The organism is Streptomyces sp. HSG2 (genome assembly GCF_016598575.1).
GTDB lineage: Bacteria > Actinomycetota > Actinomycetes > Streptomycetales > Streptomycetaceae > Streptomyces.
Genome location: NZ_CP066801.1, coordinates 2,644,259 through 2,668,895 on the forward strand (window position 1 = coordinate 2,644,259; position 24,637 = coordinate 2,668,895).

The 24,637-nt window shown below is 73.6% G+C and carries 16 protein-coding genes, 2 tRNA genes and 2 pseudogenes; 12 read left to right on the forward strand and 8 right to left on the reverse strand.

Going from position 1 to position 24,637, the window contains the following annotated elements; all coding sequences use genetic code 11:
* Window positions 1–70: 70 nt before the first annotated feature.
* Both JEK78_RS11095 and JEK78_RS11100 read right to left on the reverse strand, forming a co-directional pair.
* On the reverse strand, window positions 71–859 hold the full coding sequence (locus JEK78_RS11095; RefSeq protein WP_200258034.1) for a YcnI family protein: 789 nt from the start codon (window positions 857–859) through the stop codon (window positions 71–73).
* A gap of 154 nt (window positions 860–1,013) precedes the next feature.
* Window positions 1,014–1,832, reverse strand: coding sequence for a hypothetical protein (locus JEK78_RS11100; protein ID WP_200258037.1), 819 nt, complete (start codon window positions 1,830–1,832; stop codon window positions 1,014–1,016).
* A 238-nt stretch (window positions 1,833–2,070) separates the two neighbouring features.
* Here JEK78_RS11100 and JEK78_RS11105 point away from each other — a divergent pair, with 238 nt between their 5' ends.
* Window positions 2,071–2,535, forward strand: a complete 465-nt coding sequence (locus JEK78_RS11105) for an ATP-binding protein (RefSeq protein WP_200258040.1) — start codon at window positions 2,071–2,073, stop codon at window positions 2,533–2,535.
* A 63-nt stretch (window positions 2,536–2,598) separates the two neighbouring features.
* On the opposite strand, the gene JEK78_RS11110 is transcribed toward JEK78_RS11105, so the two are convergent.
* Window positions 2,599–4,080, reverse strand: a complete 1,482-nt coding sequence (locus JEK78_RS11110) for an aminopeptidase P family protein (RefSeq protein ID WP_200258043.1) — start codon at window positions 4,078–4,080, stop codon at window positions 2,599–2,601.
* 1,008 nt (window positions 4,081–5,088) lie between these two features.
* On the opposite strand from JEK78_RS11110, the gene JEK78_RS11115 reads away from it, so the two are divergent.
* Both JEK78_RS11115 and JEK78_RS11120 read left to right on the forward strand, forming a co-directional pair.
* On the forward strand, window positions 5,089–5,754 hold the full coding sequence (locus JEK78_RS11115; protein ID WP_200258046.1) for a bifunctional DNA primase/polymerase: 666 nt from the start codon (window positions 5,089–5,091) through the stop codon (window positions 5,752–5,754).
* 56 nt (window positions 5,755–5,810) lie between these two features.
* Window positions 5,811–6,587: a hypothetical protein gene (locus tag JEK78_RS11120; protein ID WP_242483038.1), complete on the forward strand. Its 777-nt coding sequence runs from the start codon at window positions 5,811–5,813 to the stop codon at window positions 6,585–6,587.
* 385 nt (window positions 6,588–6,972) lie between these two features.
* On the opposite strand, the gene JEK78_RS11125 is transcribed toward JEK78_RS11120, so the two are convergent.
* From JEK78_RS11125 to JEK78_RS11135, 3 genes and pseudogenes are all read right to left on the reverse strand, one after another.
* Entirely contained in the window at window positions 6,973–7,935 is a 963-nt protein-coding gene (locus tag JEK78_RS11125; protein ID WP_200258047.1) for a DUF5926 family protein, read from the reverse strand.
* Window positions 7,936–8,111: 176 nt separating this feature from the next.
* Window positions 8,112–8,743: pseudogene (locus JEK78_RS11130) on the reverse strand (ATP-binding protein).
* A 336-nt stretch (window positions 8,744–9,079) separates the two neighbouring features.
* Window positions 9,080–9,907, reverse strand: coding sequence for a glycerophosphodiester phosphodiesterase family protein (locus JEK78_RS11135; RefSeq protein WP_200258051.1), 828 nt, complete (start codon window positions 9,905–9,907; stop codon window positions 9,080–9,082).
* Window positions 9,908–10,212: 305 nt separating this feature from the next.
* On the opposite strand from JEK78_RS11135, the gene JEK78_RS11140 reads away from it, so the two are divergent.
* The 8 genes and pseudogenes from JEK78_RS11140 (at window position 10,213) to JEK78_RS11175 (ending at window position 18,872) form a co-directional block, all read left to right on the forward strand.
* Complete coding sequence (locus tag JEK78_RS11140; RefSeq protein ID WP_200258054.1) at window positions 10,213–11,658, forward strand: trypsin-like peptidase domain-containing protein; 1,446 nt, start codon at window positions 10,213–10,215, stop codon at window positions 11,656–11,658.
* 220 nt (window positions 11,659–11,878) lie between these two features.
* Window positions 11,879–11,965: transfer RNA gene (locus tag JEK78_RS11145), tRNA-Ser, on the forward strand.
* A gap of 338 nt (window positions 11,966–12,303) precedes the next feature.
* Window positions 12,304–12,693, forward strand: coding sequence for a hypothetical protein (locus tag JEK78_RS11150; protein WP_200258057.1), 390 nt, complete (start codon window positions 12,304–12,306; stop codon window positions 12,691–12,693).
* 224 nt (window positions 12,694–12,917) lie between these two features.
* Entirely contained in the window at window positions 12,918–13,502 is a 585-nt protein-coding gene (locus JEK78_RS11155) for a GNAT family N-acetyltransferase (RefSeq protein ID WP_347341206.1), read from the forward strand.
* A 192-nt stretch (window positions 13,503–13,694) separates the two neighbouring features.
* A pseudogene (locus tag JEK78_RS23340) lies at window positions 13,695–14,585 on the forward strand (OB-fold domain-containing protein); the annotation flags it as partial.
* Between the two features lie 590 nt (window positions 14,586–15,175).
* Entirely contained in the window at window positions 15,176–16,324 is a 1,149-nt protein-coding gene (locus tag JEK78_RS11165) for a lipid-transfer protein (RefSeq protein ID WP_200258068.1), read from the forward strand.
* A gap of 177 nt (window positions 16,325–16,501) precedes the next feature.
* Complete coding sequence (locus tag JEK78_RS11170; RefSeq protein WP_200258070.1) at window positions 16,502–17,053, forward strand: SigE family RNA polymerase sigma factor; 552 nt, start codon at window positions 16,502–16,504, stop codon at window positions 17,051–17,053.
* A 172-nt stretch (window positions 17,054–17,225) separates the two neighbouring features.
* The gene (locus JEK78_RS11175) at window positions 17,226–18,872 is read left to right on the forward strand and encodes a long-chain fatty acid--CoA ligase (protein WP_200264108.1); all 1,647 of its coding nucleotides are present in this window, start codon (window positions 17,226–17,228) and stop codon (window positions 18,870–18,872) included.
* 107 nt (window positions 18,873–18,979) lie between these two features.
* Here the strand turns inward: JEK78_RS11175 and JEK78_RS11180 are convergent, their stop codons facing one another.
* Both JEK78_RS11180 and JEK78_RS11185 read right to left on the reverse strand, forming a co-directional pair.
* On the reverse strand, window positions 18,980–23,419 hold the full coding sequence (locus tag JEK78_RS11180) for a PAS domain-containing protein (protein WP_200258072.1): 4,440 nt from the start codon (window positions 23,417–23,419) through the stop codon (window positions 18,980–18,982).
* Between the two features lie 256 nt (window positions 23,420–23,675).
* The gene (locus tag JEK78_RS11185) at window positions 23,676–24,248 is read right to left on the reverse strand and encodes an SSI family serine proteinase inhibitor (RefSeq protein WP_200258075.1); all 573 of its coding nucleotides are present in this window, start codon (window positions 24,246–24,248) and stop codon (window positions 23,676–23,678) included.
* 172 nt (window positions 24,249–24,420) lie between these two features.
* Here JEK78_RS11185 and JEK78_RS11190 point away from each other — a divergent pair.
* A tRNA-Ser gene (locus JEK78_RS11190) sits at window positions 24,421–24,511 on the forward strand.
* The last annotated feature ends 126 nt before the right edge of the window (window positions 24,512–24,637 follow it).

Consider the following 24,637-nt stretch of genomic DNA (forward strand, 5'->3'; position numbering starts at 1 on the left):
AGGGGAATGTCCAGGGGTCTAGGGCGCTCGGCGGGCGCCGGGGTCGTCGGGGCCCGCCGAGCGGGGGGTGTCAGGCCTGTCCGCGACGTCGGCCGGAGAGGACGCCGTACGCGACGCCGGCGGCGCCGACGGCGATGCCGACGACGCCCAGAACGCGGGCCGTGGTGTCGGTGCCGCCCGAGTCCGCCAGGGCACCCGTGTCGTCGGTCCCGGGGGCTTGGGTCGCGGCGAGCGTGGTGTCGCGCGTGGTGTCCTCGGCCGGGGACGACGGGGTCGCCGCGGTCGTCTCCGTCGTTTCCGCGCCGCCACCGTGGTGGCCGTCCTCGGCGGCGGTCAGTTCCAGTACCGGCGCCGGGTTGGCGGGTTCGTCGTCACCGGCCTCCGGTACCTCGATCCAGCGGACCACCTCGTCGTCCGAGTAGGTCTGGATCGCCTTGAAGACGAGCCTGTCGGCGTCGTCGGGCAGGGCGCCGAGGGAGACCGGGAAACTCTGGAAGAAGCCGGACTCGATGCCGTCGCCGTCGGCGGTCCAGGTGACCTTGGTCACTGCCCGGGTGAGTTTCCTGCCGTGTGCCTCGACCGGTTCGTCGAGCGGGCTCTCGGTGACCTCGGTCGTCCACCCCGGCACCGGGGCCGGCAGAACCGAGGAGAGCGGGTGAGCGGCGGGGAAGGTGACCTCCAGCTTCGTGGTGGAGCTGTCGTCCCGCTCGTTGGGGACCTTGAAGTTGACGGTCGCGTAGCCGCCTCTGGCGGCGGAACCTTCGGGTTCCACGGTGACATGGGCCCAGGCCGGGCCGGACAGGAACAGGACGGCGGCGCCGGTGACGGCACCGACGGCGGTGGTACGGGATGCCTTCATGGCAGGGGTGCTCCGCTTCGGTCGGAGAGCTGCGTATCGGGGCGCCGACGAGCGACCCGACGGGGGTGGGGGCGCGGCGGTGAGGCGACCGCGCGTCGGCCGCACGAGGCGGTCCCCTCCCCGGCGTGCTGCGGAGTGGTGGAGGCGCGTCGTGTCAGGCGGCGAGGGCGTAGGAGGATTCCGGCGGGCCCCGACGGATCAGCGTGTGGTGCAGCGCCCCGCCCGCGAGGGCGCGGGGCTCCGGAGCGGGGGCCCGGGTCCGGATTCGCCCCTCTCCCTCGGGCTCGACCGGGAGGCCGACGCACAGAGCGCGCGCCAGCCTCAGCGCCTCGCGTAGCGAGCGGACCCTGGCTTCCTCACCGAACGCCCGCGCCGACTGCGTCGACAATTCGACCAGGCGTGCCAGGGCCAGGTCGCCCCGGCGCAACAACCAGCCTGCCGCCAGCGCGGCCAGGACATGACCGAGGAACATCGACAGTGAGGGCGCCGCCTCGGGAACGTGCGGGACGGAGGCCGCTGCCGGGGGCGTCCGGCCCGTCCCGGGGTTCGGCAGCAGTCGGGCGTCGGTCAGAATCCGCTCCGCCCGGTCCGGAGTGATCGCCGCGGCGTTCATCCCGCACATCAGGCGCGCGGCCTGCCGCACCAGCGACGTGTCGGACACGGACGCACCGGTGGTCGACGCGGGGCCCACGGCCCCGTGCTGCCCGGCGCCGAAGAGGGCGTGGAGCGCCACCTGCCCCGTGCCCAGCGCCGCCGCGACACCCGGCAAGGAGCGCGCCCTGCCGGCGAGCGGCGCCACCAGCGCGGCGGTCCCGAGCAGGCCGGCGCCCAGGGTCCACGACGGAACGGTGGCTCCCGACGCCAGCGAGTGTCCGACTCCGGCCAGCACGACGCAGACCGCGGCGAACACCGCGGCCCGCAGGATCCGGAGATCGTGTCCGGCGAGCGCCGAAGGCGGAAGGGGGACACTCATGGCGGGCTCATCATCGCACCGACCCTCGCGGCTCGGTGCGGCAGGTCCGCAAGGTGTGCCGAAGCCGGGAACGTCGACCTCGGCGTGTCCTGTCCTGATTCACGGTGAATGTCCCGTCCGGTCGGCCCGGTGGGGCGCGTCCGCCGTACGGACGGTGTCGTGGTGGCCCGGTGCTTACGCGCGGGGGCCGGGGGCAATACGTATCGGTATGTCGAGCCGTGGGTCGGGAGGCTGGAGCATGGGCATCTGGTGGTCGCTCCATCTGCGGCGGGAGGCGGCCAGCGTGCCTCTGGCCCGTCGCCTGCTGCTCGGCACGATGGAGACCGTCGGCGTCGACCCGGATGTCTCCTTCGACCTGTCCCTCGCTCTCGGGGAGGCTTGTGCCAACGCCGTCGAGCACGGCGGCCGGAGTGAGCCGGACGGTGCCGGGGAAGCCTTTCGGGTCACCGCCTACCTGGACGGCGAGCGGTGCTCGATCGAGGTCGACGACACGGGTCCGGGTTTTCCCGCGCCCCTTGTCGGCGGGTCGCTCCGCCGCCTGCGCCGGGCCGAGGACGAGGCCGAGGACGGCCGAGGTCTGTGTCTCATCCGCGAACTCTCCGACCATGTGCACATCGGCAACAAGTCGGGCAGTCGCGGAGCCGTGGTGAGCTTCGACAAGATCCTGAAGTGGCGGGAGGGCGCTCCGCCGGTGGCCGTGTGAACGCGAATGGGGAGCCCGCCCCCGGTCGGGCTCCCCATTCCGCCGACGTGCCGAGGCCGCGCCTCAGCCGCGCAGCCGGGCCATCCACTCCTCGACGTCGCGCGAGCGCCGAGGGAGCGCCGCCGAGAGGTTGCGGTTGCCGTCCTCGGTGACGAGGATGTCGTCCTCGATGCGGACGCCGATGCCCCGGTATTCCTCGGGCACGGTGAGATCGTCGGCCTGGAAGTACAGGCCGGGCTCGACGGTGAGCACCATGCCGGGCTCCAGGACGCCCTCCACGTAGGTCTCCGTCCGGGCGGCGGCACAGTCGTGGACGTCCATGCCCAGCATGTGGCCGGTGCCGTGCAGGGTCCAGCGACGCTGGAGGCCCAGTTCCAGCACGCGCTCGACCGGGCCTTCGACGAGGCCCCACTCGACCAGCTTCTCCGTCAGCACTCGCTGCGCGGCCTCGTGGAAGTCCCGGTACTTGGCTCCCGGCCGGACGGCCGCGATACCGGCCTCCTGCGCCTCGTACACCGCGTCGTAGATCTTGCGCTGGAGGTCGTCGTAGCGCCCGTTGATCGGCAGGGTGCGGGTGACGTCCGCCGTGTAGTAGGTGTGCGTCTCGACGCCCGCGTCGAGCAGCAGCAGGTCTCCCGGACGGACGGGTCCGTCGTTGCGCACCCAGTGGAGCGTGCAGGCGTGCGGTCCCGCGGCGCAGATGGAGCCGTAGCCGACGTCGTTGCCCTCGACGCGGGCCCTGAGGAAGAAGGTGCCCTCGATGTAGCGCTCGCTGGTGGCCTCCGCCTTGTCCAGGACCCGCACCACGTCCTCGAAGCCGCGAACGGTGGAGTCGACCGCCTTTCGCAGCTCGCCGATCTCGAATTCGTCCTTGACCAGACGCATCTCCGACAGGAAGGTGCGCAGCTCCGCGTCCCGCTCGGCGGTGACTTTGTCGGTCAGGGCGGCCTCGACGCCGGAGTCGTGGCCTCGGACGACGCGTACCGGGCCGGTCGCCTCGCGGAGCCTGCCCGGCAGCTCGCGTACGTCGTGGGCGGGGATGCCGTGCAGACGCTCGGCTTCGGCGAGGGAGTGGCGTCGGCCGACCCACAGCTCGCCCTGCCCGTCCAGCCAGAACTCGCCGTTCTCCCGGTCGGACCGGGGAAGCAGGTAGAGGGCGGCCCGGTGGCCGTCCTCGGCGGGCTCCATGACGAGGACGCCGTCCTGCGTCTGGTTGCCGGTGAGGTAGGCGTACTCGACGGAGGCGCGGAAGGCGTACTCCGTGTCGTTCGAGCGCGTCCGGAGGTTCCCCGCCGGGACGACCAGCCGCTCGCCGGGGAAGCGGGCGGACAGGGTCGCGCGCCGCTCGGCGGTCCGCGCGACCTGGGCGATCGGCTCCAGGTCATGGAGTTCGGTGTCGGCCCATCCGGTCCTCATGTTCGCGGCCAGCTCGTCGGACAGTCCCCGGGAAAGGCCGTTCTTGCGTTGCTCGACGGGCTGCTCGGTGGCCTCCCCGTCCGCCGCCACGGCATTCCGTTCGGGCTCCGTCGGAAGCTCCTCCGCCACGGTCATCCTCCTCCATCGGACACTGGACGCTGTCCATCGTACGGCCGTACGGAAGGGGTCCCCAGGGGATGGAACCGTTACGACGGAGAGGGGGGTCCGCTATCCGGACAAGCGGCCGGACGTCGGCAGTGCCCTCCCGTCCGCCGTTCGGGCGGGTCGGGGCGGACGGTCGCCCGTTTCGCGACTCTCCGGGCGCCCGGAGAGTCCGACCGGCGGGGCCGGAGCGTGCGACGGGGGCGCGTGGGGCGGCGACAGTGTGGGTGGCGGAGGGAGTCACTGCGTCTGTTCCGGCCACTTTCCGCGGGGTGTGACGCGCGCGGCGCCCGTTCTCCGCTGCCGACCAATCCCTCGAAACGCCCTGAAGCCCCCATGTCGTCGCGTCGGACCGTGGTCGGCCCCCGCGTGCCCGGGCCCGTCCGGACGGGCCCGGGACCGGCGCCGGGGTGTCGTCGACTTCCGTACGGGCGCGGCGCGCCCTCGCGCGTTCGCGCGCAGAGAACCGAACTTGACCGGAAACCGCCACGTGTGGGGGTTTGTTGCGGTCGACTGGAGCCGCTCCACGGAGCGTCACACCGATCGGGATGGGTACGTACCCGGTGAGAGTCGGGGGTGGTGGGGGGCACCCGGAACCCGACGACGAATCCGGACGTCCTATCCGACGACGACCGAGTCCCGACCCGGCCGCTCCCACGACGCGGAGGCCGAGGAGACCAGCGGAGGGCGGAGACTCCCGATCGCGCCTCTCCACACCGGGCGCGCTCCGCCGGTCCCCGGCGGGGGTCGCGACCGGGGCGGCGGCTCGGGCAGGTGGCGCGGACGGCCTCCACGGGCCACCGCGGCCGGAAGAACCCACCAGGCGGTGCGCCCGGTCCCCGATCCGGGGGCCGAGGGATCGCCCGCCGAGGCCGGGGGGTGACGCGTCGACAGCTACGCACAGCGCAGTGATCGTTCATGGTGTGATGTGGCCCACGGTGTTGCCAGGCGTGCAACGGAAAGGAACGAGCGCTCATGCGCGAGATCCTCGGAAGGCGACGCAGGCCCCTGCCCGGACGGGACGACGGGGGAACTGAGTCGATCGGCGCGGCTCTGACCTACGCGGCCCGCCGGCGGTGGCCCGTCGTGCCCGGAGTGTCGGCGGACCGGCGGCGGGGCGGGCGGTGCTCGTGCCCCGACCCCGAATGCTCCGTGCCCGGGGCCCACCCCTTCGAGCCCGGAATTCTGGCGGCCACCACCGACGCCCGCATGGTGCGGTGGTGGTGGACCAACCGGCCGAGCGCGCCGATCGTGCTGGCCACCGGAGGAGACGCGCCCTGCGCGATCTCGTTGCCCGCACTGCCCGCCGCCCGGGCGCTGGCCGCCCTCGACGCCGCCGGCCTGCGCGTGGGGCCCGTCGTCGCCGCGCCCACGCGCTGGGCGATCCTGGTCAAGCCCTACTCCCTGGAGCGACTCGGCGAGTTGCTCTACGCCAAGGACCTCGTCCCCGGCACGCTCCGTTTCCACGGCCGAGGCGGATACGTGGTGCTTCCCCCGTCGAGGACGGGCGAGGGCGCGGTTCGATGGGAACGGGCGCCGCTCCCCGGTTCGGCGACACCGTGGCTACCCGACGTCGAGGCCGTGGTGGACATCGTGATCGACACCCTCACTCGTACGGGTGTGAGCGCCCCCGAATCCTAGGGGGCACGCGCGCGGAGCGGATCGACCCCTCCTTCGAGGTCGCTATCGTCCCGGCCATGCCGCTGTGTCCCGGAGAACGCTCCGGGGGCGTCGTCGGACCCACCGAGGCGCCCCACGATCCGACGCCGGACGGCGCCGGCGGTGGTCCGCCCCGGGCGGGCCGGAGCGAAGCGCGACGCCTGAGACGGTTCGTGACGGCGGGGCTGGCGGCGTGCGCCGTCGTGGTGCCCTACGCCGTGGTGACCCCGGTCCCCGAGATCACCACGGGTCGTGCGGGGACTCCGTCCGTCGGGCCGGGCGCCGGTGGCCTCGCCCCGCGGGCCGCGCCGGGGGGAGGCCGACCGGCGGGCACGATCTCGGAACGCCCGGGCGGCACCGTGCCGCACGCCGAGGTCGACCCCACGGCCGGCCCCGGCGCACGGGCCACCGGGAGTCCCACGAGGCGGGCCCTCGTGCCGGGGCGCGCCACCGCCGTGCGCTGCGGACCCCGGCTGACCTCCGCGGACGGAGCCGAGGCCCAGACCTGTGTGCTGGTCCAGGGCGGACGGATCTGGGCCCGCGCCTACTACCGGAACAGGACCGGCGCCCCGCTGGAGGCGGTGCTGAGCCTGATGGACCCCGGAAGCGGCGCCGTGCGGACCCGCTGCTCCCTCGGTGCCGACGAGGATCGTCCGGCCAGCTGCGACACCCCGCGCGGGCCCGTCCGCGGCGCGCCGGTGGAGTACTGGGCGGTGACGGAGCTCGCGAGCCGGGCCGGATATGGTCCCCTGCTCCTGCGGTCCGGCAGCGACGCGGGCGCCGGACATCTCGAGGGCGCCGTGTCGGCGCCCTGACCGGCGGCTCGGCGAGTTCGCCGCGGCGCGCCCCTCCGCTCTCGACAGGTCGTCGTCGGGCACTCACGGCGCCGGCCCGAGGACCGGGGGCAGCGCGGCCGGGCCGGCTGGACCGAGGGCGAGTCGGGGTGGTGCGCGGTGGTGCCGTGGGGACGGCATGGAAAGACCCGGTTGCTGGCGACGGGGGATGCACCAGCAACCGGGCTACGGGAACGGTAACAAGAGATCGGCTGTTAGCAAATTCGATCTCTGCTTTTCCGGTCAGCTACTGGCTTGTCGTGCGAAGGAGTTGCGGCTCTGTGACCGGAGTCACGGCACGGCCGAGGCGGCCGTGCGGGGTGCTCGTCCCTCGACACGCCCGAACCGCCCTCGGCCCCGACGCGGCTCAGCTGAGTGTGACCTGGCGGTTGGTGAGGCCTCCGCGGGCCCGGCGTTCGTCCGCGGTGAGCGGGGCGGTCGCGGCCAGGGCGTCCGCGAGGCGTTCGGCGAACTCGACGGCCGGCTTCTCCACATCGGTGGCGGTGGTGGAACTGGGCAGGTCCCAGACCGGAACGGTCAGCCCGTGGGCACGGAACGAACCGACGAGCCGGGTGTCCTGGCCGATACTCGACCGACCGGCCGCGTGCAGGCGGGCGAGAGCGTCCAGAAGCCGCTCCTCGGGATGCGGCATCACCCACCGCAGGTGGTTCTTGTCGGGCGTCCGGCACCAGTACGCGGCGTCCACACCCCGCAGGCGCACGGTCGGGATCGCCGCCTCGTTGGCCCGCTCCAGGGAGGCGGTCACCTCGGGCGAGGCATGCTCCGCGTCCGGAACCCAGAACTCGAAACCCTCGTGCACGGTCGGCTCGAACGCGGCGGTCGGGTCGAGGAGGTCCTGCAGGCGGGGCGCGTCCGCGGGAACCCGGCGGGCCTGGACGGGTGTCCCCGGCTCGGCGGCGAGCGCACGCTTCAGGGTGTCGGCGAGGTCCCGACTGAGGTCGCCCGAGGCCGTGTCGTTCTGCAGGCCGATCAGGACGGAGCCGTCGTCGCGCCGCAACGCGGGCCAGGCCATCGGCAACACGGTGGCCAGGGTGACGGAGGGAACGCCGTCGGGCAGTTCCCCGCTCAGGGACAGGGGCGCGGTGGCGGCGGGTACCAACTCGCGCAGGGCCACCCAGTCGCACTCTCCGGGGAGACCCTCGAAGGGCCGCCGCACCAGCTCGGTGGCGGCCTGTGCTGCGGCTCGCCCGTGGCACGCCTTGTAGCGTCGGCCGCTGCCGCAGGGGCAGGGTTCACGAGCGCCGACGGCAGGAACCTGCGTGTCGGTCTGCGGGCGTGCGGCCCTCGTCTGCGGTCGCTTCTTGGCCATCGTCGCTGTCTCCCGTTCGCGGCTCTTCGGTACGGCGGGAGCCTAGCCGTTCGGTGCCCGGCCGCCGGGACCCTGTGGACGACGCGTACGGATCGGCGACGAGGGTCGGTCGCGGTCGGTGGCCGGCCGGTGCCGGGGGTCGGCCCGGGCTCCCGCACGGGGCGTGGCCGGCGCCTTCAGCCGCACTCGTCGAGTGCCTCGGCGAGCCGTGGCCCGTCCGCCGTCGTACGGGCGGTCGCGGGGGGGCGGGGGTCGCCGCGGCGGTGTCCCGCGTCGGGGTCGTGGACATCCGGGTGGACGACGACCCAGACGGTCACCTCGCCCCGGGATTCGTCCCGGACCCCCCAGTCGGAGGCGAGCGCGGTGACGATGCTCAGCCCGCGTCCGCCGTGCGCCGTCACCGAGGGAGTGGCCGGCGCGGGGCGGGTGGGGCCGCCGCCGTCGGTCACCTCCACGACGAGCCGGCCCCGGCCGTCGATCCGCCACTCGACGAGGACGACGCCGTCTCCGGCCGCGGCCGTCCCGAGCGGCCGACCGTGTCGGCACGCGTTGCTGAGGAGTTCGGAGAGGATCAACACGGCGTCGTCGATGACGCCCTCCGCCACGCCGCCCCCGCGCAGATGCTCCCGCATCCGGCGTCGCGCCCTGCCCACGCCGGCGGGGCCATGGGGAACGGCCATGCCCGACGACGTGGGCACCTCCTGTGCCACCACCAAAGCCACCCCCGAGACCTCCTTCGCCCACGCCACGGTGTGGATGCCCCATCGACTTCGACCGGAAACCGGTCGGTCCCCGTCCGGTGACGCATTCGACATGCGCGCACACGAAACGAACGCGCCGGAGCACTCCTGGTAATGGTGCCGGGGTGGTGCGGCGGCCTGTCTGGCCGGATTTCGTCGCTGTGGCCGATAGTGGAGGATGCGTCGGATCGCGCCTCGGGGTCAAGGCCCGCGACGTCTTTCCTCTACAGGAGGCCACAAGGCCCCCGGGGCGATCCCGAAGCGGGCGGAGGAAACCCGTTCGTGGCCGCCGGGGCGTGCGCCCCCCCGGGCACGAGTCGGCGAGAGCGCCCGCAGCGCCGGCGGAGGGTTCGGACCCCCGGTGCGGCGGCGGCCGGGCGTTCGTCTCGGGAACGACGGTGGGCTCAGCCGTCCACCTGCCGCAGCACGCGGCGGGGCCGGTCCGTGATGACGGCGTCCACACCCAGGTCCAGGCACAGCCGCACGTCGTCGGGATCGTTCACGGTCCACACGTGCACTTGGTGCCCGGCCTCGCGGAGGCGTGCGACCGCCGACGGGTGGGCGCGCACCAGGCGGATCGAGGGCCCGGCGATCGAGACTCCCGGCGGGAGACGTCCTTCGCGCAGCCGCGGTGAGGCGAACTGGGTCAGGTGGACCACCGGAAGCGTGGGTGCCGCCGCCCGCACCCGGTGAAGGGAGCGGGCCGAGAAGCTCATCACCCTCACCCGAGACTCCTCGCGGTGGGCTGGTGCGCCCAGGCCGAAGTGGTCCAGGAGGGCCAGCAGCCGCTCCTCCACCTGTCCCGCCCAACGCGTCGGATGTTTGGTCTCCACCGCCAGCTCCACCCGGCGCTCCGCGTCGACGACCAGTTCGAGGAGGCGCTCCAGAGTGAGCACCGAGGTCGCCTCCCGATCCTCCGGAGAGTGCTCCCACTCGGGCTGCTCCGCCCGGCCGGACCAGGCCGTACGTTTCCTGCGAGAGCCGAAGTCCAGTGCGGCCAAGTCGGCGAGTTCCAGGGCGGAGACCGCGCCCCGGCCGTTGGACGTGCGGTCGACCCGCCGGTCGTGGACACAGACCAACTGTCCGTCCGCGGTCAGGCGCACATCGCACTCCAGGGCGTCCGCGCCGTCCTCGATGGCCTTCCGATAGGCGACCAGGGTGTGCTCGGGAGCCTCTTCCGACGCCCCACGGTGAGCGACCACCTGGATTCGCCGCTGCCGCGCGTGGGTCACCGGACCATCGTGCCACCGCCCGGGGAGCGTGGACGAGCCAGGGACGTTCTCGGCGCATTCCCCGCGAGCCTTCCACGACGTCCCCCGACCGACCCGCTTCCCCTCCTCGGGGTGAGGGCACGGCACGCGCGGGTGGGGAATGCCCGATTCCACAGGGACCGCTTATGGTGCTCTGACGGCCGGTGGGAAAAGCTGACGGCGGGCAAGGTACCCGTACGGTGGGAACGTGCCGGACCACCGGGGCCGGTACGACGTGCGTGGGCGGCGCCGGTCGGAACGACAGGCCGCGGATCGAGGAGAGAGCTGTGAGCACCGAGAACGAGGGCACCGAGGTACCCCCGGCCCCGTCCGCTCCCCCCGGGCCGGTGGACCCTCGATCCGCCTCTTCGCGGCAACCGGCCCCGCCGCCTTCCGACGCCTCCGAGCAGGGACCGCCTCCGGACCCGTCCTGGCCGCCGCCCCCACCCCTGTCACCGCCGGCCTCCACGGGTGACGGGTTCGGCGTGGGTTCCGCTTCCGGCCCCGGGGCCTTCGGTCCGCCGCCCCCCGGAGCCCACGCCGGCGGCGAGGGTCCGGGCCTCCCCGGCGGCGGGGGATGGGGCGCGTCGTACCAACCGCCCGCGCCGCGCGACGGGCGCGGTCGCGGCGGCGCGGTCGCCGCGGTCCTGGTCGCCGCGCTCGTGGCGGGCGCGTTGGGCGGGGGCCTCGGCTACACCCTGGCGAGGAACGGCGACCGGACCGGCTCGACGACGGTGTCCGCCTCCGACACCGGCGGATCCCTCAAGCGGGACGACGGGACGGTGGCGGCGGTGGCGGCGGGGGCGCTGCCCAGTACCGTCACCATCCAGGCCGAGAGCACCGACGGGGAAGGCGGCACCGGGACCGGCTTCGTCTTCGACAAGCAGGGACACATCGTCACCAACAACCACGTGGTGGCCGGAGCGGTGGACGGCGGACGGCTCTCCGCGACGTTCCCCGACGGCAAGAAGTACGACGCCGAGGTCGTGGGCCATGCCCAGGGCTACGACGTCGCCGTCATCAAGCTGGAGAACGCGCCGTCGGACCTCGCCCCTCTGCCCCTGGGCGACTCCGACGAGGTGGCGGTCGGCGACTCGACGATCGCCATCGGAGCCCCGTTCGGCCTGTCCAACACGGTGACCACGGGCATCATCAGCGCCAAGAACCGCCCGGTCGCCTCCACCGACGGCAGCGCCGCCAGCAAGGCCTCCTACATGAGCGCCCTGCAGACCGACGCCTCGATCAACCCCGGCAACTCCGGGGGGCCGCTGCTGGACGCCCAGGGCAGCGTGATCGGCGTCAACTCCGCCATCCAGAGCGCGGGCAACGGCCTGGGAGGCGCGGGGCAGGCCGGCTCCATCGGTCTGGGCTTCGCCATTCCGATCAACCAGGCCGAGTACGTCGCCCAGCAGTTGATCCGAACGGGCCAGCCGGTGTACGCGAAGATCGGCGCCTCCGTCTCCCTGGAGGAGACCACGAGCGGGGCCCAGATCACCGAGGAGGGGGTCGGCGGCAGCAAGGCCGTCGAGAGCGGCGGTCCCGCGGCCGCCGCCGGCCTGGAGCCCGGTGACGTGATCACGAAGTTGGACGATCGAGTGATCGACAGCGGTCCGACGTTGATCGGCGAGATCTGGACGCACAAGCCGGGCGACGAGGTCACGGTCACCTACGAGCGAGACGGCACCGAGCGCACCACCGAACTCACCCTCGGCTCCAGGGTGGGTGACGACTGACCCGCCCCGCCGACCGGCCGGGCTTCCCCGCGGGCCGGTACTCGGCGCCGGAGACGCTCGTCGACGGACAGGGGGGTCCGCCCCGACATCCGGCGGTGGGCCGCCGCCCGCGGAGGCCCCGACGACGCGGAGTCCGTGGGCCATGTGTGGACCACGGCCGCCGGGCGAGGCCCGAGGCCGGTAGTCTGTAGGCGCCCCGCCCCAGGTGGGACGGGGGCGAGGTGGGTTGCCCGAGCGGCCTAAGGGAACGGTCTTGAAAACCGTCGTGGCAGCGATGTCACCGTGGGTTCAAATCCCACACCCACCGCCCGTGGGTCGGCACGCGTGCCGACCACAAGGGGTGCGGCTCTCGTGAGCGGCACCCCTTGCGCATCCGTCCGGCCCTGGCCGTCGGCTCCCTTCTCCTCCATCGGCGATCGGATCGATCCGCGGCCGGGAATCCCCCCAGGTCCTGGCGACCGGCTCGCCCGCGCGCGTGAGGTGGTCTGTCATGGCCGAGCGGATCTCGGCTCGACGTCCTTCCCGGTCGGGAAGTCCCACCCGGGTGTGTTTCGGCCCGATCGCCGGCCGCCACATCCTCCGCCGGGGCGAGCTGTGGCATTTTCCTCTGTCGCCGCAGAGTTCCGGCCGGTAATCTCCGCGTCCATGGGGAAACTGGTCCGTCTCTATTGGGGTTACATCGTGGCCGCGGCGTTGGTCGTCGCCTGGAGCCAGCAATGGGCGTTGCCGGGCATCGTGGCCCTCTCCGTCGGCGTCTCGGCCTATGCCGCCTTCCAGGTGCCCGTCTGGTGTGGGGCGGTCAACCGGGACGGGCGGACCTACTGTCGTAACAACGCCTATGGGGTGTTGATGGGTTGTTCGAAACGCCAACACCGCTGGCAGAAGATCCGGATGATCGTGCTGCGCAGCAAGGTGGGGAATGCCGGGCGCGCCATCTTCCCCACGGCCAAGGAGAAGTTCAACGGCGTGCTCGCAGTGGGGGGTTTGATGTCGGCCGTGGCCGCCGTGGTCGTTCCCGTACTGACGGGCGATTGAGCGCGGCGGTACGGAAGCGGTTGTCCACGGCCGCGATGTGACGGCGTCTCGGGCCGCCGGTCGCCGATGCGACGGCTCCGTACGTGCCGTGTTTTGCTGGATCGATGGAGAGAGACGACGCCGTCCCGCTGGTGGCGGCCCGACGAGTCCGGAGAAGGACCGCTCGCGATGTCGAGGGCTGTGCGGGCGTGCTCGCGGAGGTCCATCGGGCCGATGGGTACCCGATGGACTGGCCCGAGGACCCGCGCTCCTGGCTCACGCCGTGCTCCTCGCTGGCTTCCTGGGTCGCGGAGGCGGACGGGTGTCCGGTGGGTCACGTCGGGTTGTCCCGGAGCGGTCCCGCCGACGCGGCGCCGGCGGCGTGGAGCGACCGAACGGGGCGGCGGGTCGAAGAGGCCGCAGTGGTGAACCGGTTGTTCGTCGCGCCGTCGGCCCGCGGGCACGGACTGGGTGGGCTGCTTCTCTCCAGGGCGGTCCGGCACGCGGACGGTCTCGGTCTGCGCGCGGTGCTGGACGTGGCGGCCCATGACACCGCCGCGAGGGCTCTCTACGAGAGCCTCGGGTGGGAGTTCCTCGGCAGCGTGGACCAGTGGTGGGGTCCGGACCGAAGGGTGACCGTGTGCTGCTACGGGTCGGTTCCCGGGGCACGGTTCTCGGCCTCGGTGGCGAGGCCGAGAACCGTGTCTGATCCGGTCCGGCCACGGTCGCGTGCGGAATCCGCGCCGTTCACCTCGACTCCGGGCGGTACGCCCGGTGCCGCCGCTCGATCCGCGCCACGGAGTGCCGCGCCGCGACCGCGGGGCGGCTGAGCCAACGGGCCCGGGTCAGGAGCCGAGTGCCGGGAGCCCCCGCCTCCGGTCGACCCGCGCACCCGCGCACCCGCGCACCCGCGTCGGTCCGGCGGCATGCCACGGCGCGATCCGACGGGCGCGTCGGGGAGACGCCTTGACACCGTGCCGGACCTGACGAACAGTCAGACGCGTCGAGGAGGTGCGGAGCCAGTGACCTACGAGCCTGACGACGGACTGGAACGGCGAGTGCGTGCCTACGAGGGGCGGCGCGCTACGGTCGGAGGCCGGGGGCTCGATCCCGTCAACCTGCCGATGATCCGGCACTGGTGTGAAGCGCTCGGGGACGCCGATCCCGCGTACACCGGCCCTGGAGCGGTCGCCCCTCCCACCATGCTCCAGGTCTGGACCATGGCCGGGATGTCCGGAGCCGCCTCGCGGGCCGAGCCGTTCGGCGACCTCCTAGCCCTGCTCGACGGCGCGGGCTGTACCGGGGTCGTGGCCACCGACTGCGTCCAGGAGTACCACCGTCCCCTGCGGCCGGGGGACGAGGTCGGCTTCGACGGAGTGATCGAGTCGGTCTCGCCGAGGAAGACGACACGGCTGGGGGTCGGCCACTTCGTCACCACCCGCACCGAGGTCCGCGTAGGGGACGAACCGGTCGGCACCCACCGCTTGCGCATTCTCAAGTACGCCCCCAAAAAGTCCGTTTCCGCCGTCGCCCGGCGACCGCGTCCGGTGGTCAACCGCGACAACTCCGGGTTCTGGGACGGCGTCGACCGGCGGCGCCTGCTCGTGCAGCGGTGTGATCGGTGCGGCTCCCTGAGGTTTCCCTGGCTGCCGGGGTGCAACGACTGCGGCGATCCCCGATGGAGCGCCGTGGAGGCCGGTGGAGTCGGCGTGGTGTACTCCTACGTCGTCGTGCACCATCCCCGGGTCCCGGCCTTCGATCAGCCCCACGCCGTGGGGCTGATCGAACTGGCGGAGGGCGTGCGAATCGTCGGCGATCTCGTCGGGGTCCCGCACGAGGAGGTACGGATCGGCATGCCGGTGCGGCTCGATTTCCGCCGGTGCGACGAGGAGTCGGTGCTTCCGGTCTTCCGCCCCGAGACGCGGCGCGCCGCGGGCGTCGGGCTGTCGGAGCCGGTCGGGCGGGCGAACATCCCCGGGGCGGACGCCCAGGCGAACCCAGCCGGGACGGACGCGCCGGAGAGCGCCGCCGACTCGGGGCGCGCCACCGGTCCGGACAGCTCGGCGCGCCCCGGGGGGCGGGGCGGCACGGTGCTCCCTCCCTTGGAGATCCCGATCACGCGCACGCTGATCGTCGCCGGCGCCATCGCCTCGCGCGACTACCAGGACGTCCATCACGACCCGGACGCGGCCCGGGCGAAGGGAGCGCCGGACATTTTCATGAACATCCTCACCACAGGGGGTCTGGTCGGTCGCTACGTGACCGACCGCCTGGGCCCGGGGGTCCTGCCCCGGCGTGTGGCCGTGCGCCTGGGGGTACCCAACCACCCGGGCGACACGCTGGTGCTGACCGGTGTGGTGGAGCCCGGCCCGGGCGGATCGGCGACCGTGGAGGTGGTCGGGAGCAATGGTCGGGGCCGTCATGTGGAGGCGACCGTGACGGTGGCCCCTGCCCCGTGCGGGTCGGCTCCCCCTGGGGCGGCCCTGGGGAAGGGGGCGTCCGCGTGATCGGGAAGGCCGGGACGGCCATCGCCGGGATCGGTGCGACGGAGTTCTCCAAGGCGTCCGGGCGGAGCGAGTTGCGGCTGGCGGCGGAGGCGGTGCGAGCGGCGCTCGACGACGCGGGTCTGCGCCCCGCCGACGTGGACGGGATGGTCACCTTCACGATGGACACCAGCCCGGAGATCACCGTGGCGCAGGTCGTCGGGATGGGCGAGTTGACCTTCTTCTCCCGGGTCCACTACGGGGGTGGAGCGGCCTGCGCCACGATCCTGCAGGCGGCGATGGCGGTGGCGACCGGGGCCGCCCGGGTGGTGGTCTGCTACCGGGCCTTCAACGAGCGGTCCGGGCGCCGATTCGGGTCCGGTGTGCGGGGGCGGGAACCGTCCGCCGAGGGAGTCGCCATGGGGTGGACGCTGCCCTTCGGTCTGCTGACACCGGCGTCCTGGGCCGCCATGGCGGCGCGACGCTACCTGCACCGGTACGGGGCGAGGCCGGAGGCGTTCGGAGAGGTGGCGGTCGCGGCTCGTCGGTACGCGGCGACGAACCCGGCCGCGTACTTCCACGGAAGGCCGCTTACGCTCCGCGAACACCGCTCGTCCCGCTGGATCGTGGAACCGTTGCGCTTGCTGGACTGCTGCCAGGAGACCGACGGCGGACAGGCGTTGGTGGTCACTTCGCTGGAGAGGGCCCGTGACCTGCGGCGACCGCCCGTGGTGGTCGCCGCGGTGGCGCAGGGTGCGGGCCGCGCCCAGGAGCAGATGACCGGCTTCTACCGAGGCGACCCCGCCTGCCCCCCCGAGATACCGGTGGTGGCGCGTCGGTTGTGGCGGGACAGTGGTGTGCGGCCGGAGGAGGTGGACGTGGGCATCCTCTACGACCACTTCACGCCGTACGTGCTCATGCAGGCGGAGGGCTACGGTCTCTGCGGACCGGGTGAGGGCCCCGACCTGGTGACGGGGGGCCGGCTCCCGATCAACACGCACGGCGGTCAGTTGGGCGAGGCGTATCTCCACGGCATGAACGGAGTCGCGGAGGCGGTCCGACAGTTGCGGGGCACCGCGGCGAACCAGGTGCCGGGCGCGCGGCGGGCGTTGGTGACCTCGGGCACGGGCGTGCCGACGTCGGGGATGGTCCTGACGGCGGACGGATGAGTCCCGACGCCGCGCCGGCCCGTGCCCTCCGGGTGCCCCCGGTGGTCCCCTCATCTTCTCGACGGTTCCTCTCCACCTTCGGGAGGCGGGGCCCTCGCCACCCCTCCATCTCGCGGGGGACGCCACTCGGGACCTGAGGGTGATTCGCGGGCGGGCGCTCGCTCCTAGCGTGGGGCCATGACCACACTTCTCCGCACCAGCGTTTCGGAGACCGCCGGCCCGGTGACGCGGACCACGCTCTATCCGTCGTTCTCCGCCTACCTCAGGTCCCGGCACCCGGCGTTGTCCCGCACCGCGCGGTCGCTGACGTCGAACCCGAGCGACGCCGAGGATCTGTTGCAGACGGCGCTGGTCAAGACGTATGTCGCGTGGGAGCGCATAGAGGACCACCGTGCGCTGGACGGCTACGTCCGTCGGACGCTGGTGAACACCAGGACCTCGCAGTGGCGCAGGCGGCGGGTGGAGGAGTACTGCTGTGACGAGCCGCCCGAGCCGCGTTCGATCGAGGGTGATCCGTCGGAGCGGCAGGCGCTGCGCGACGCCGTGTGGCGGGCGATCCTCAGGCTTCCGGCGCGACAGCGCGCGATGGTGGTCCTGAGGTACTACGAGGACCTGAGCGAGGCGCGCACGGCCGAGGTTCTCGGTGTCTCCGTGGGGACGGTGAAGTCGGCGGTGTCGCGAGCCCTCGCTCGACTGCGGGACGACCCGGAGCTGGATCCGATCCGGTGACGGGGGTGTTCGTCGGGCCGGTCGGTGGTGACCCGACGGACCCACTCGATGATCGATCACCGGCGCCTAGTGACATACCGCCGGGTACGGGCGCAGAATCGGCGCAACCTTGTCGACCGCGTAGGGACACGCGCGGGCAACGTCGCCCCGGGAGGACGCCGTGCTGAGCACGATGCAGGATGTACCGCTGCTGATCTCCAGGATCCTGATCCACGGATCGACGATCCACGGCAACTCCCAGGTCACCACGTGGACGGGTGAGGCCGAGCCGCACCGGCGCAGCTTCGCCGAGATCGGGGCCCGTGCCGCACGGCTCGCCCACGCCCTGCGCGAGGACCTGGGCGTGGTGGAGGGAGACCGGGTCGCCACTCTGGCCTGGAACAACGCCGAGCACGTCGAGACCTACTTCGCCGTCCCCTCCATGGGGGCGGTCCTGCACACCCTGAACCTCCGGCTCCCCCCGGAGCAGCTCGCCTGGATCGTCGACCACGCCGCCGACCGGGTGGTCATCGTCAACGGCACGCTGCTGCCCCTGCTGGTCCCGTTGCTGCCGCACCTGAAGTCGGTCGAGCACGTCGTGGTGATCGGACCCGGCGACCTCACGGCCCTCGAAGGCGCGGGCACGGCTCGGGTGCACGCCTACGAGGAGCTGATCGCCGGGAAGCCGACCGTGTACGACTGGCCCCGGCTGGACGAACGCCAGGCCGCCGCCATGTGCTACACCTCCGGGACCACCGGCGACCCCAAGGGCGTGGTCTACAGCCACCGTTCCATCTATCTGCACTCCATGCAGGTCAACATGGCGCAGTCGATGGCGCTGACGGACCAGGACACCTCCCTCATCGTGGTGCCGCAGTTCCACGTGAACGCGTGGGGCCTGCCGCACGCCACGTTCATGACCGGCGTCAACATGCTGATGCCGGACCGCTTCCTCCAGCCCGGACCGCTCGCCGAGATGATCGAGAGCGAGCGGCCGAGCCACGCCGCCGCCGTGCCCACCATCTGGCAGGGTCTCCTCGCCGAGCTGACCGCTCGCCCTCGGGACGTCTCCTCGCTCGGACAGGTCACCATGGGGGGCTCCGCCTGCCCGGCTTCGCTGATGAAGGCCTTCGACGAACTCGGCATGCGGGTCTGCCAGGCCTGGGGGATGACCGAGACGTCGCCGCTGGGCACGGTCGCCCGTCCTCCGGCCCACGCCTCGGGCCCCGAGGAGGAGTTCGCCTACCGCCTCACCCAGGGCCGCTTCCCGGCCGGTGTGGAGGCCCGGCTGACCGGCCCCGACGGCACGACGCTGCCCTGGGACGGCAAGTCGGCCGGCGAGCTGGAGGTGCGCGGTCCGTGGATCACCGGGTCGTACTACAACGGACCCGACGCGGAGCCGATGCGCCCGAACGACAAGTTCAGCGAGGACGGTTGGCTCAAGACCGGTGACGTCGGCACGCTCTCCGCCGACGGCTTCCTCACTCTCACCGACCGGGCCAAGGACGTCATCAAGTCCGGGGGCGAGTGGATCTCCTCCGTCGAGTTGGAGAACGCGCTCATGGCCCACCCGGATGTCGTCGAGGCGGCGGTCGTCGCCGTGCCCGACGAGAAGTGGGGAGAGCGCCCGTTGGCCACCGTCGTCCTGAGAGAGGGCGCCGTCGGTGATTTCGAGACACTGCGAACCTTCCTCGCCGCCGAGGGCAACATCGCCAGGTGGCAACTCCCCGAGCGGTGGACGATCCTTCGGACGATGCCGAAGACGAGCGTCGGCAAGTTCGACAAGAAGGTGCTGCGCCGGCAGTACGCGGAGGGAGAGTTCGACGTGACGCGGATCTGACATCGGCTCCTCGCCGACCCGCCTCGCCCGCCGACCCGCCTCGCTGCGCAGAGCCGAAACCGGCCGTGTCGCGGGGGGGGGGGCGGCGTCGCGTCGTGCGCCGGGCGTCAGTTGGTCCCGATCCTGGCGAGCAGCTCCGCGATGCGTGACTGCGCGTCCGGGCTCGTCGACCGTTCCGCCAGGAACAACACGGTCTCGCCCGACGCCAGTCGCGGCAGGTCGGCACGCTCCACGGCGGCCGTGTACACGACCAGAGGCGTGCGGTCGAGTCGCCCGTTGCCGCGCAGCCAGTCGACGATCCCCGTCCGGTCGAGGCGGACCTGCGTCAGATCCATCACGACCAGGTTCGGCCGGAACTGCCCCGCCAAGGCGACCGCGTCCGCGTCCCCGGCGGCGCGCGCGACCTGCATGCCTCGTTGCTCCAGCGTCCCGGTGAGGGCCAGCGAGATCTCCGCGTGCTCCTCGATCAGCAGCACCCGCGGCGGATGCTGCTCGCTGTCCCGAGGCGCCAGCGCCTTCAACAGCACGGCGGGATCCGCGCCGTACGCCGCCTCTCGCGACGCCTGACCGAGGCCCGCCGTCACCAGCACCGGCACTCCGGCGGTGACCGCGGCCTGACGCAGCGACTGCAACGCGGCACGCGTGATCGGGCGGGTCAGCGGATCGACGAACAGCGCCGCGGGCGAGGAGGCGAGCTGGGAGTCGATGTCCTCCCGCGAGTGCGCCACGACGGAACGGTACCCGCGCTCGCTCAGCGCCCGCTGCGTGGCGCCGTCCGGCGCGGGCCAGACCAGCACACGGCGCGGGTTGTCCAGCGGCTCCGGAGGCAGTTCGTCGTCCATCGCGGGGGTCCCCGGGGTGTTCGGGACCTCCACGGCACCGCCCGGACCGTCCAGGGGTTCGGGGCCCTCGGAGGCGTTCTCGTCCGGCGCGCCTATCGCGTAGGAACGACCGCCCGCTTCGGGCGCGGGCAGCGGCCCGGCCGCCGCGGGCCGCTGGGCCGGCGCGGTGGGCCGCCGACGGGCGGCCGACCCCGAGGACGGGGTCCTGCCCGCGGGGGGCGAGAACGCCCGCCCCTTCTCCCGCCCGAGCGGAGCCGGACGCTCCGGTCCGTCCGCCGTCGAGTCGGGCGGGGCCGCCAGTTTGCGACGGCGCCCGGGGCCGCTCGACGGCGGCGCGGTGCCCGCGAGCGGCGCTTCGGCCGCGGCCGTCGGACGGTTGAACGGAACGCCTTGGCCCAGGGTCCGGACGCTGATCGCGCCGTTCTGCGGGCCGTCCGGGGCCGTCGAGTCCGCTCCGGCCGCTTCGGCGGGCAGGGGCTGAGCGGCCCTGGTGCCGTTCTCCGGGGGCAGCGGGAGGCCCCCGCCCAGGGTCCTGGGTCCGTCAGCCCGGCTCGGGAGGGACGTCGGGGGCGTCGCGCCGGGCGGGACCGACGGGGCGCGCGTCGCCCCGGGCACCGGCGTCGGCGAGGGCTCGGCCGAAGCGGGGGCCCCGTCCGAGGGGGTGGCTGCCTCCGGCGTGTCAGGATCGACCGCCCCCCGCGCACCGTTCCCCGGAGCCGAGGGCCACGCCGTCGGCGCCGCCGCCGGAGCGGCCGGGAGCGACCACTTCGGTGTGGCGTCCGGGGCCGGATCGGATGCCGCAGCGGCCTCCTCGACCGCCCCCCCGTCCGCGGGCGGGGCGTCCGCGGGGCGTTCGGCCGGGCCGGATCCCGAGAGCGCCGGGGCCGGGTCGGGCCGCGAGGCGGCGGGCGCCGAGCCACCGGCCGGAGTCGGGGACGGCACGGCCGGCGCGGCCTCCACGCGGGCACCCGGCACCGAGGGGGCGGGGGCGACACGCGCCGCGGCGGCGACGGGAGCCTCGCGGCGGGGCAGCGGCGGACCAACCCCCTCCAAGGAGGGGGCCCGCTCGATCCGTTCGTCGGTGCCCGGCTCGTCGGAACGCCGGGGCGCCGGCCGGGTGGGCAGCCGGTCGCGCACCGTGTTCCGCGCGGCCTCGCCCGCGCGCGGCGGGGACGCCTGGGAAGGAGGCGCCGGGGAAGGAGGCGCCACCGGTGCCGGCTCTCCCGCCCGAGGGCGGGGCACTTCCCGGTCCGGGACGCCAGCGGCGGAGCCGTCCCTCCGGTCGGCCGCGGCGGGTGGCAGGGCGAAGACCTGGCGCGCCTCGGTGTCCTGGGCGCCGCCGCCCGTCTCCCGGGCCGCGGGGGCCTGTCGGCGACCGTGCGCCGGAGCCGTGCGCGCCTCCCCCCCGCCGGGCGCCGGGCGCGCGGCCGGAAGCGCGTGCCGAGCGGGGGACTCATGGCGTGCCCGGTGCTCGGAGGAGGCGAGCGCCCCCCGGGGGCGGGGCGAGGCCGGCAGGTTCTGCGGTGTCGTCGGCACGCCTCCGGGCGGTACCGTCCCGCCGAGACCGTGCCCCGAGGCCGCGGCACCCGCCGCGTGCTCGGCCGCCGTGGTGACGGCACCCTCCGCGACGTCCGAGCCGGAACCCTCGGCCGGTCGCCCTCGTCGACGGCCCGTGCCGTCGGCGTGTCCGCCCGTCGCCTGCGCGGGCACGCGCGCGACCTCCTGCCCCGCCGCCCGTCGCCGGCGTCCGGTCGGGACGCCGTCCGGGCGCTCCGACGCCTCGTCCGGCGTGGTCGGGCCGGGCACCTCGCTCTCCAGGAACGCGTCCACCGACGACCGATGGGCTCGGCGGCGACCGCCTCCGGCCGAGTTCGGTTCGGTGCCTCGGGCCGCGTTCCCCGTGTCGGTCGGGGTCGTTCCGCCGAGCGGGGGTTTCGTCGCCTCGGCGTCGCGTGTGGTGTCGCCGGGGGCGGGGGGGCTTGCGGCGACCCGGCGACGCTCGGCTTCCGTGTCGGTGTCCTCGTGATCGGATCGGGCCGTCCGCGAGGTCGCGTCGAGCGGGACTTCCAGGACGTAGGCGCTGACGCCGGTGCCCGGCACGTCGTGCGTCTGCAACACGCCACCGTGCGCACGGACGATCCCCCGCACGATCGGCTGATGCACCGGATCTCCTCCGGCGTATGGCCCGCGCACCTCGACACGGGCCACCGGACCGCGTTGTGCCGCCGCGATCACCACCGTGTTGTCCAGGTATCCGCCGGTCGCCACCGGCGCGTTGCCGGTGGCGTCGACGCCGGCGACGTCCGCGACGAGATGGGCCAGCGCGGTGGCGAGCAGCCGGTGGTCGACGCGGGCCTCGATCGGCGGCGCGTGGACGGCGAACTGCAGTCGCCCCGGCCCCACCAGCTCCACGGCACCGTCGACGCCGGCGGAGACGACCGCGTCGAGCGGGGTCGACTCCCGGGAGATCCCGCCGCCCTCGGCGTCGAGTCGTTGGTAGTCGAGGACGTTGTCGATCAGGGTGGTGATCCGGGAGTAGCCGGCGGAGAGGTGGTGCAGCACCTGGTTGGCCTCGGGCCAGAGTTGGCCGGCGTCGTCGGCGGCGAGCGCCGACAGCTCGCGACGCAGTTCCTCCAGAGGCCCGCGCAGCGAGTCCCCCAGCAGTGTGAGCAGTTGATCGTGCCGGGCGCTCAACGCGTCGTGACGACGCGCCTCGCGCTCGCCGAGGGCGGCGTGTCGCTCCTCTTGGGCGGTCAGCGTCCGTCGGTGCTCGTCCTGGGCCTCGGCCAAGGCGGACTCGTGGTTCCGGCGGAGCGCGGCGAGTTCGCCTGCGTGCTCCTCGGCGAGGCGCTTCAGCTCTTCGGCGTGGCCGCGCTCGGCGGCCTCCTTCTCCCGTACCACGGCGTCGTAGGGGCGGCGGTCGGTGAAGGTCATCACCGCCCCCACGAGCTGGTCGCCGTCGCGGACGGGCGAGGTGGTCAGGTCGACGGGCACCGGGCCGCCGTCCTTGGCGTACAACACCTGCCCGCGGACGCGGTGCTTGCGACCGGAGCGCAGGGTGTCGGCCAGTGGTGACTCGTCGAAGGGGAAGGGAGAGCCGTCCGCGCGCGAGTGGAGGACGAGCGTGTGGAGTTCGCGTCCGCCCAACTCCCCGGCCCGGTAACCCAGTATCTGGGCGGCGGCCGGGTTGACCAGCACGATCCGACCGTCGGTGTCGGTGCCCACGACCCCCTCCGCCGCGGCTCGCAGGATCATCTCCGTCTGGCGCTGCGAACGGGCCAGTTCGGCCTCGGTGTCGACGGTGCCGGTGAGGTCGCGGACGACGAGCATGAGCAGCTCGGCGCCGGAGTGTCCGTAGCCGTCGTACGCCTGCTGGCCCGATTCGAGGTTGGCGCTCGTCACCTCGACGGGGAACTCGGAGCCGTCCGTCCTTCGCGCCCGCATCCGGGTGGGCTTGGTCCGGGCCCGGGGGTCGAGGTGGTCCGGTCGCCTCATGGACCCGGGGATGAGCTTGGAGTCGAAATCGGGCAGCAGGTCCAGAAGACCCCGCCCGACCAGAGCGGTTCCCGGGGCCTCGAAGGCCTCCAAGGCGATGGTGTTGGCGTTGACGACGGTGCCGTTGGCGTTGACCAGGACCAACGCGTCGGGGAGGGCGTCGAGTATCGCCGCGAGGCGAGCAGCGCCTCGGGATGGCCTGCTGCTCACGAGACGCCTTCCTCCCATTTACCGCACCTGCCGACCGCTCGGGCCATCTTGCCAAGCGGCCCGCGGGGTGTCACGCGAGGGAGTCTACGGGCTGGGGCGGGGTTCGCGGCGACGGACGAGGGGACGTCGCGCGAGGTGGCGGGAGCGAACGCGCGGCCCTGCCCGGGCGGCCTCACGGCCCCTCGCGGGCCGCCCGGGCCCCGTGCCATGTCGGGCTCCCACGCCACGGCGCACCCGAGCCCGCGAGGACCGGGGCCTAGCGGAGCGCGCCCGGCCACGCGCCACCGAGCACCTCTTCGAGCCTCCACGCTCCCGTCGCCTCCCGAGCCGCGGACCGGCGAGTGTCGTCCGTCGCCTTCCAGATCCCCCGGTCCGACCGCATGTCGGGCAGGAGGGGCACCAGTCGGTCCCATCGCGCGATCTCGCAACCGTCGCCGCGGTCGTAGCGGGCGTCCACGTCGACGCCGCCCCAGGTACCCGAGACGCGTGCCACCGCCGGACCGCCGTACTGGAGGGTGCAGACGGTTCCTTCCGGCACGGGGGCGAAGACGTCGGCACCGGAACGCGTTTCCCGCTCGACGGCGGCGCAGGCGGCCTCCGGGGCCGGGTGGTTCCCGCCGGTCGGCCGGCAGCGCAGTTCGTGGACCCCGTCCGACGTCGCGCCCGCGCCCGTGATCGTCACGATCAGTCGGTCGGCGTCGCGGGCGGGCGGCGTCGCCGGCGTCGGACGGTCCGGGGCGTCGGGTGTCGCCGATGCCGAGGCGGAGGGGACGAGAGCGATGACGCCGGACAGGACGGCGGCGCCGATGGCGCGAGTGAGTCGGAACATGTCCTGTCCAACGCACCGGGGCCCGGTACGTTGCGCGGGAGGTGTTCCACCGGGTGACGGGCTTTGCCCCGCCGCCCGCCCGCCTAGTACGGTAGGGGGCGATTGGTGACACCGCGATCGGCTGTGTCATCATCGGCACGCACGGCGGCGCTCGCGCGAGACCGTTGCGTGGGGAGGCGTCGCCTAGTCCGGTCTATGGCGCCGCACTGCTAATGCGGTTTGGGGTTTACCCCCCATCGAGGGTTCAAATCCCTCCGCCTCCGCCCCAGACACAGGGAGTCCGGCTGATTCGCCGGACTCCCTGTGTGGTTTTCACCGTCTCGCCGCCGCTGTCGCCTGCCCGGGGCTCGCCGCCCGTGGCCGTGAACGCCTCCACGGCGCGACCGATG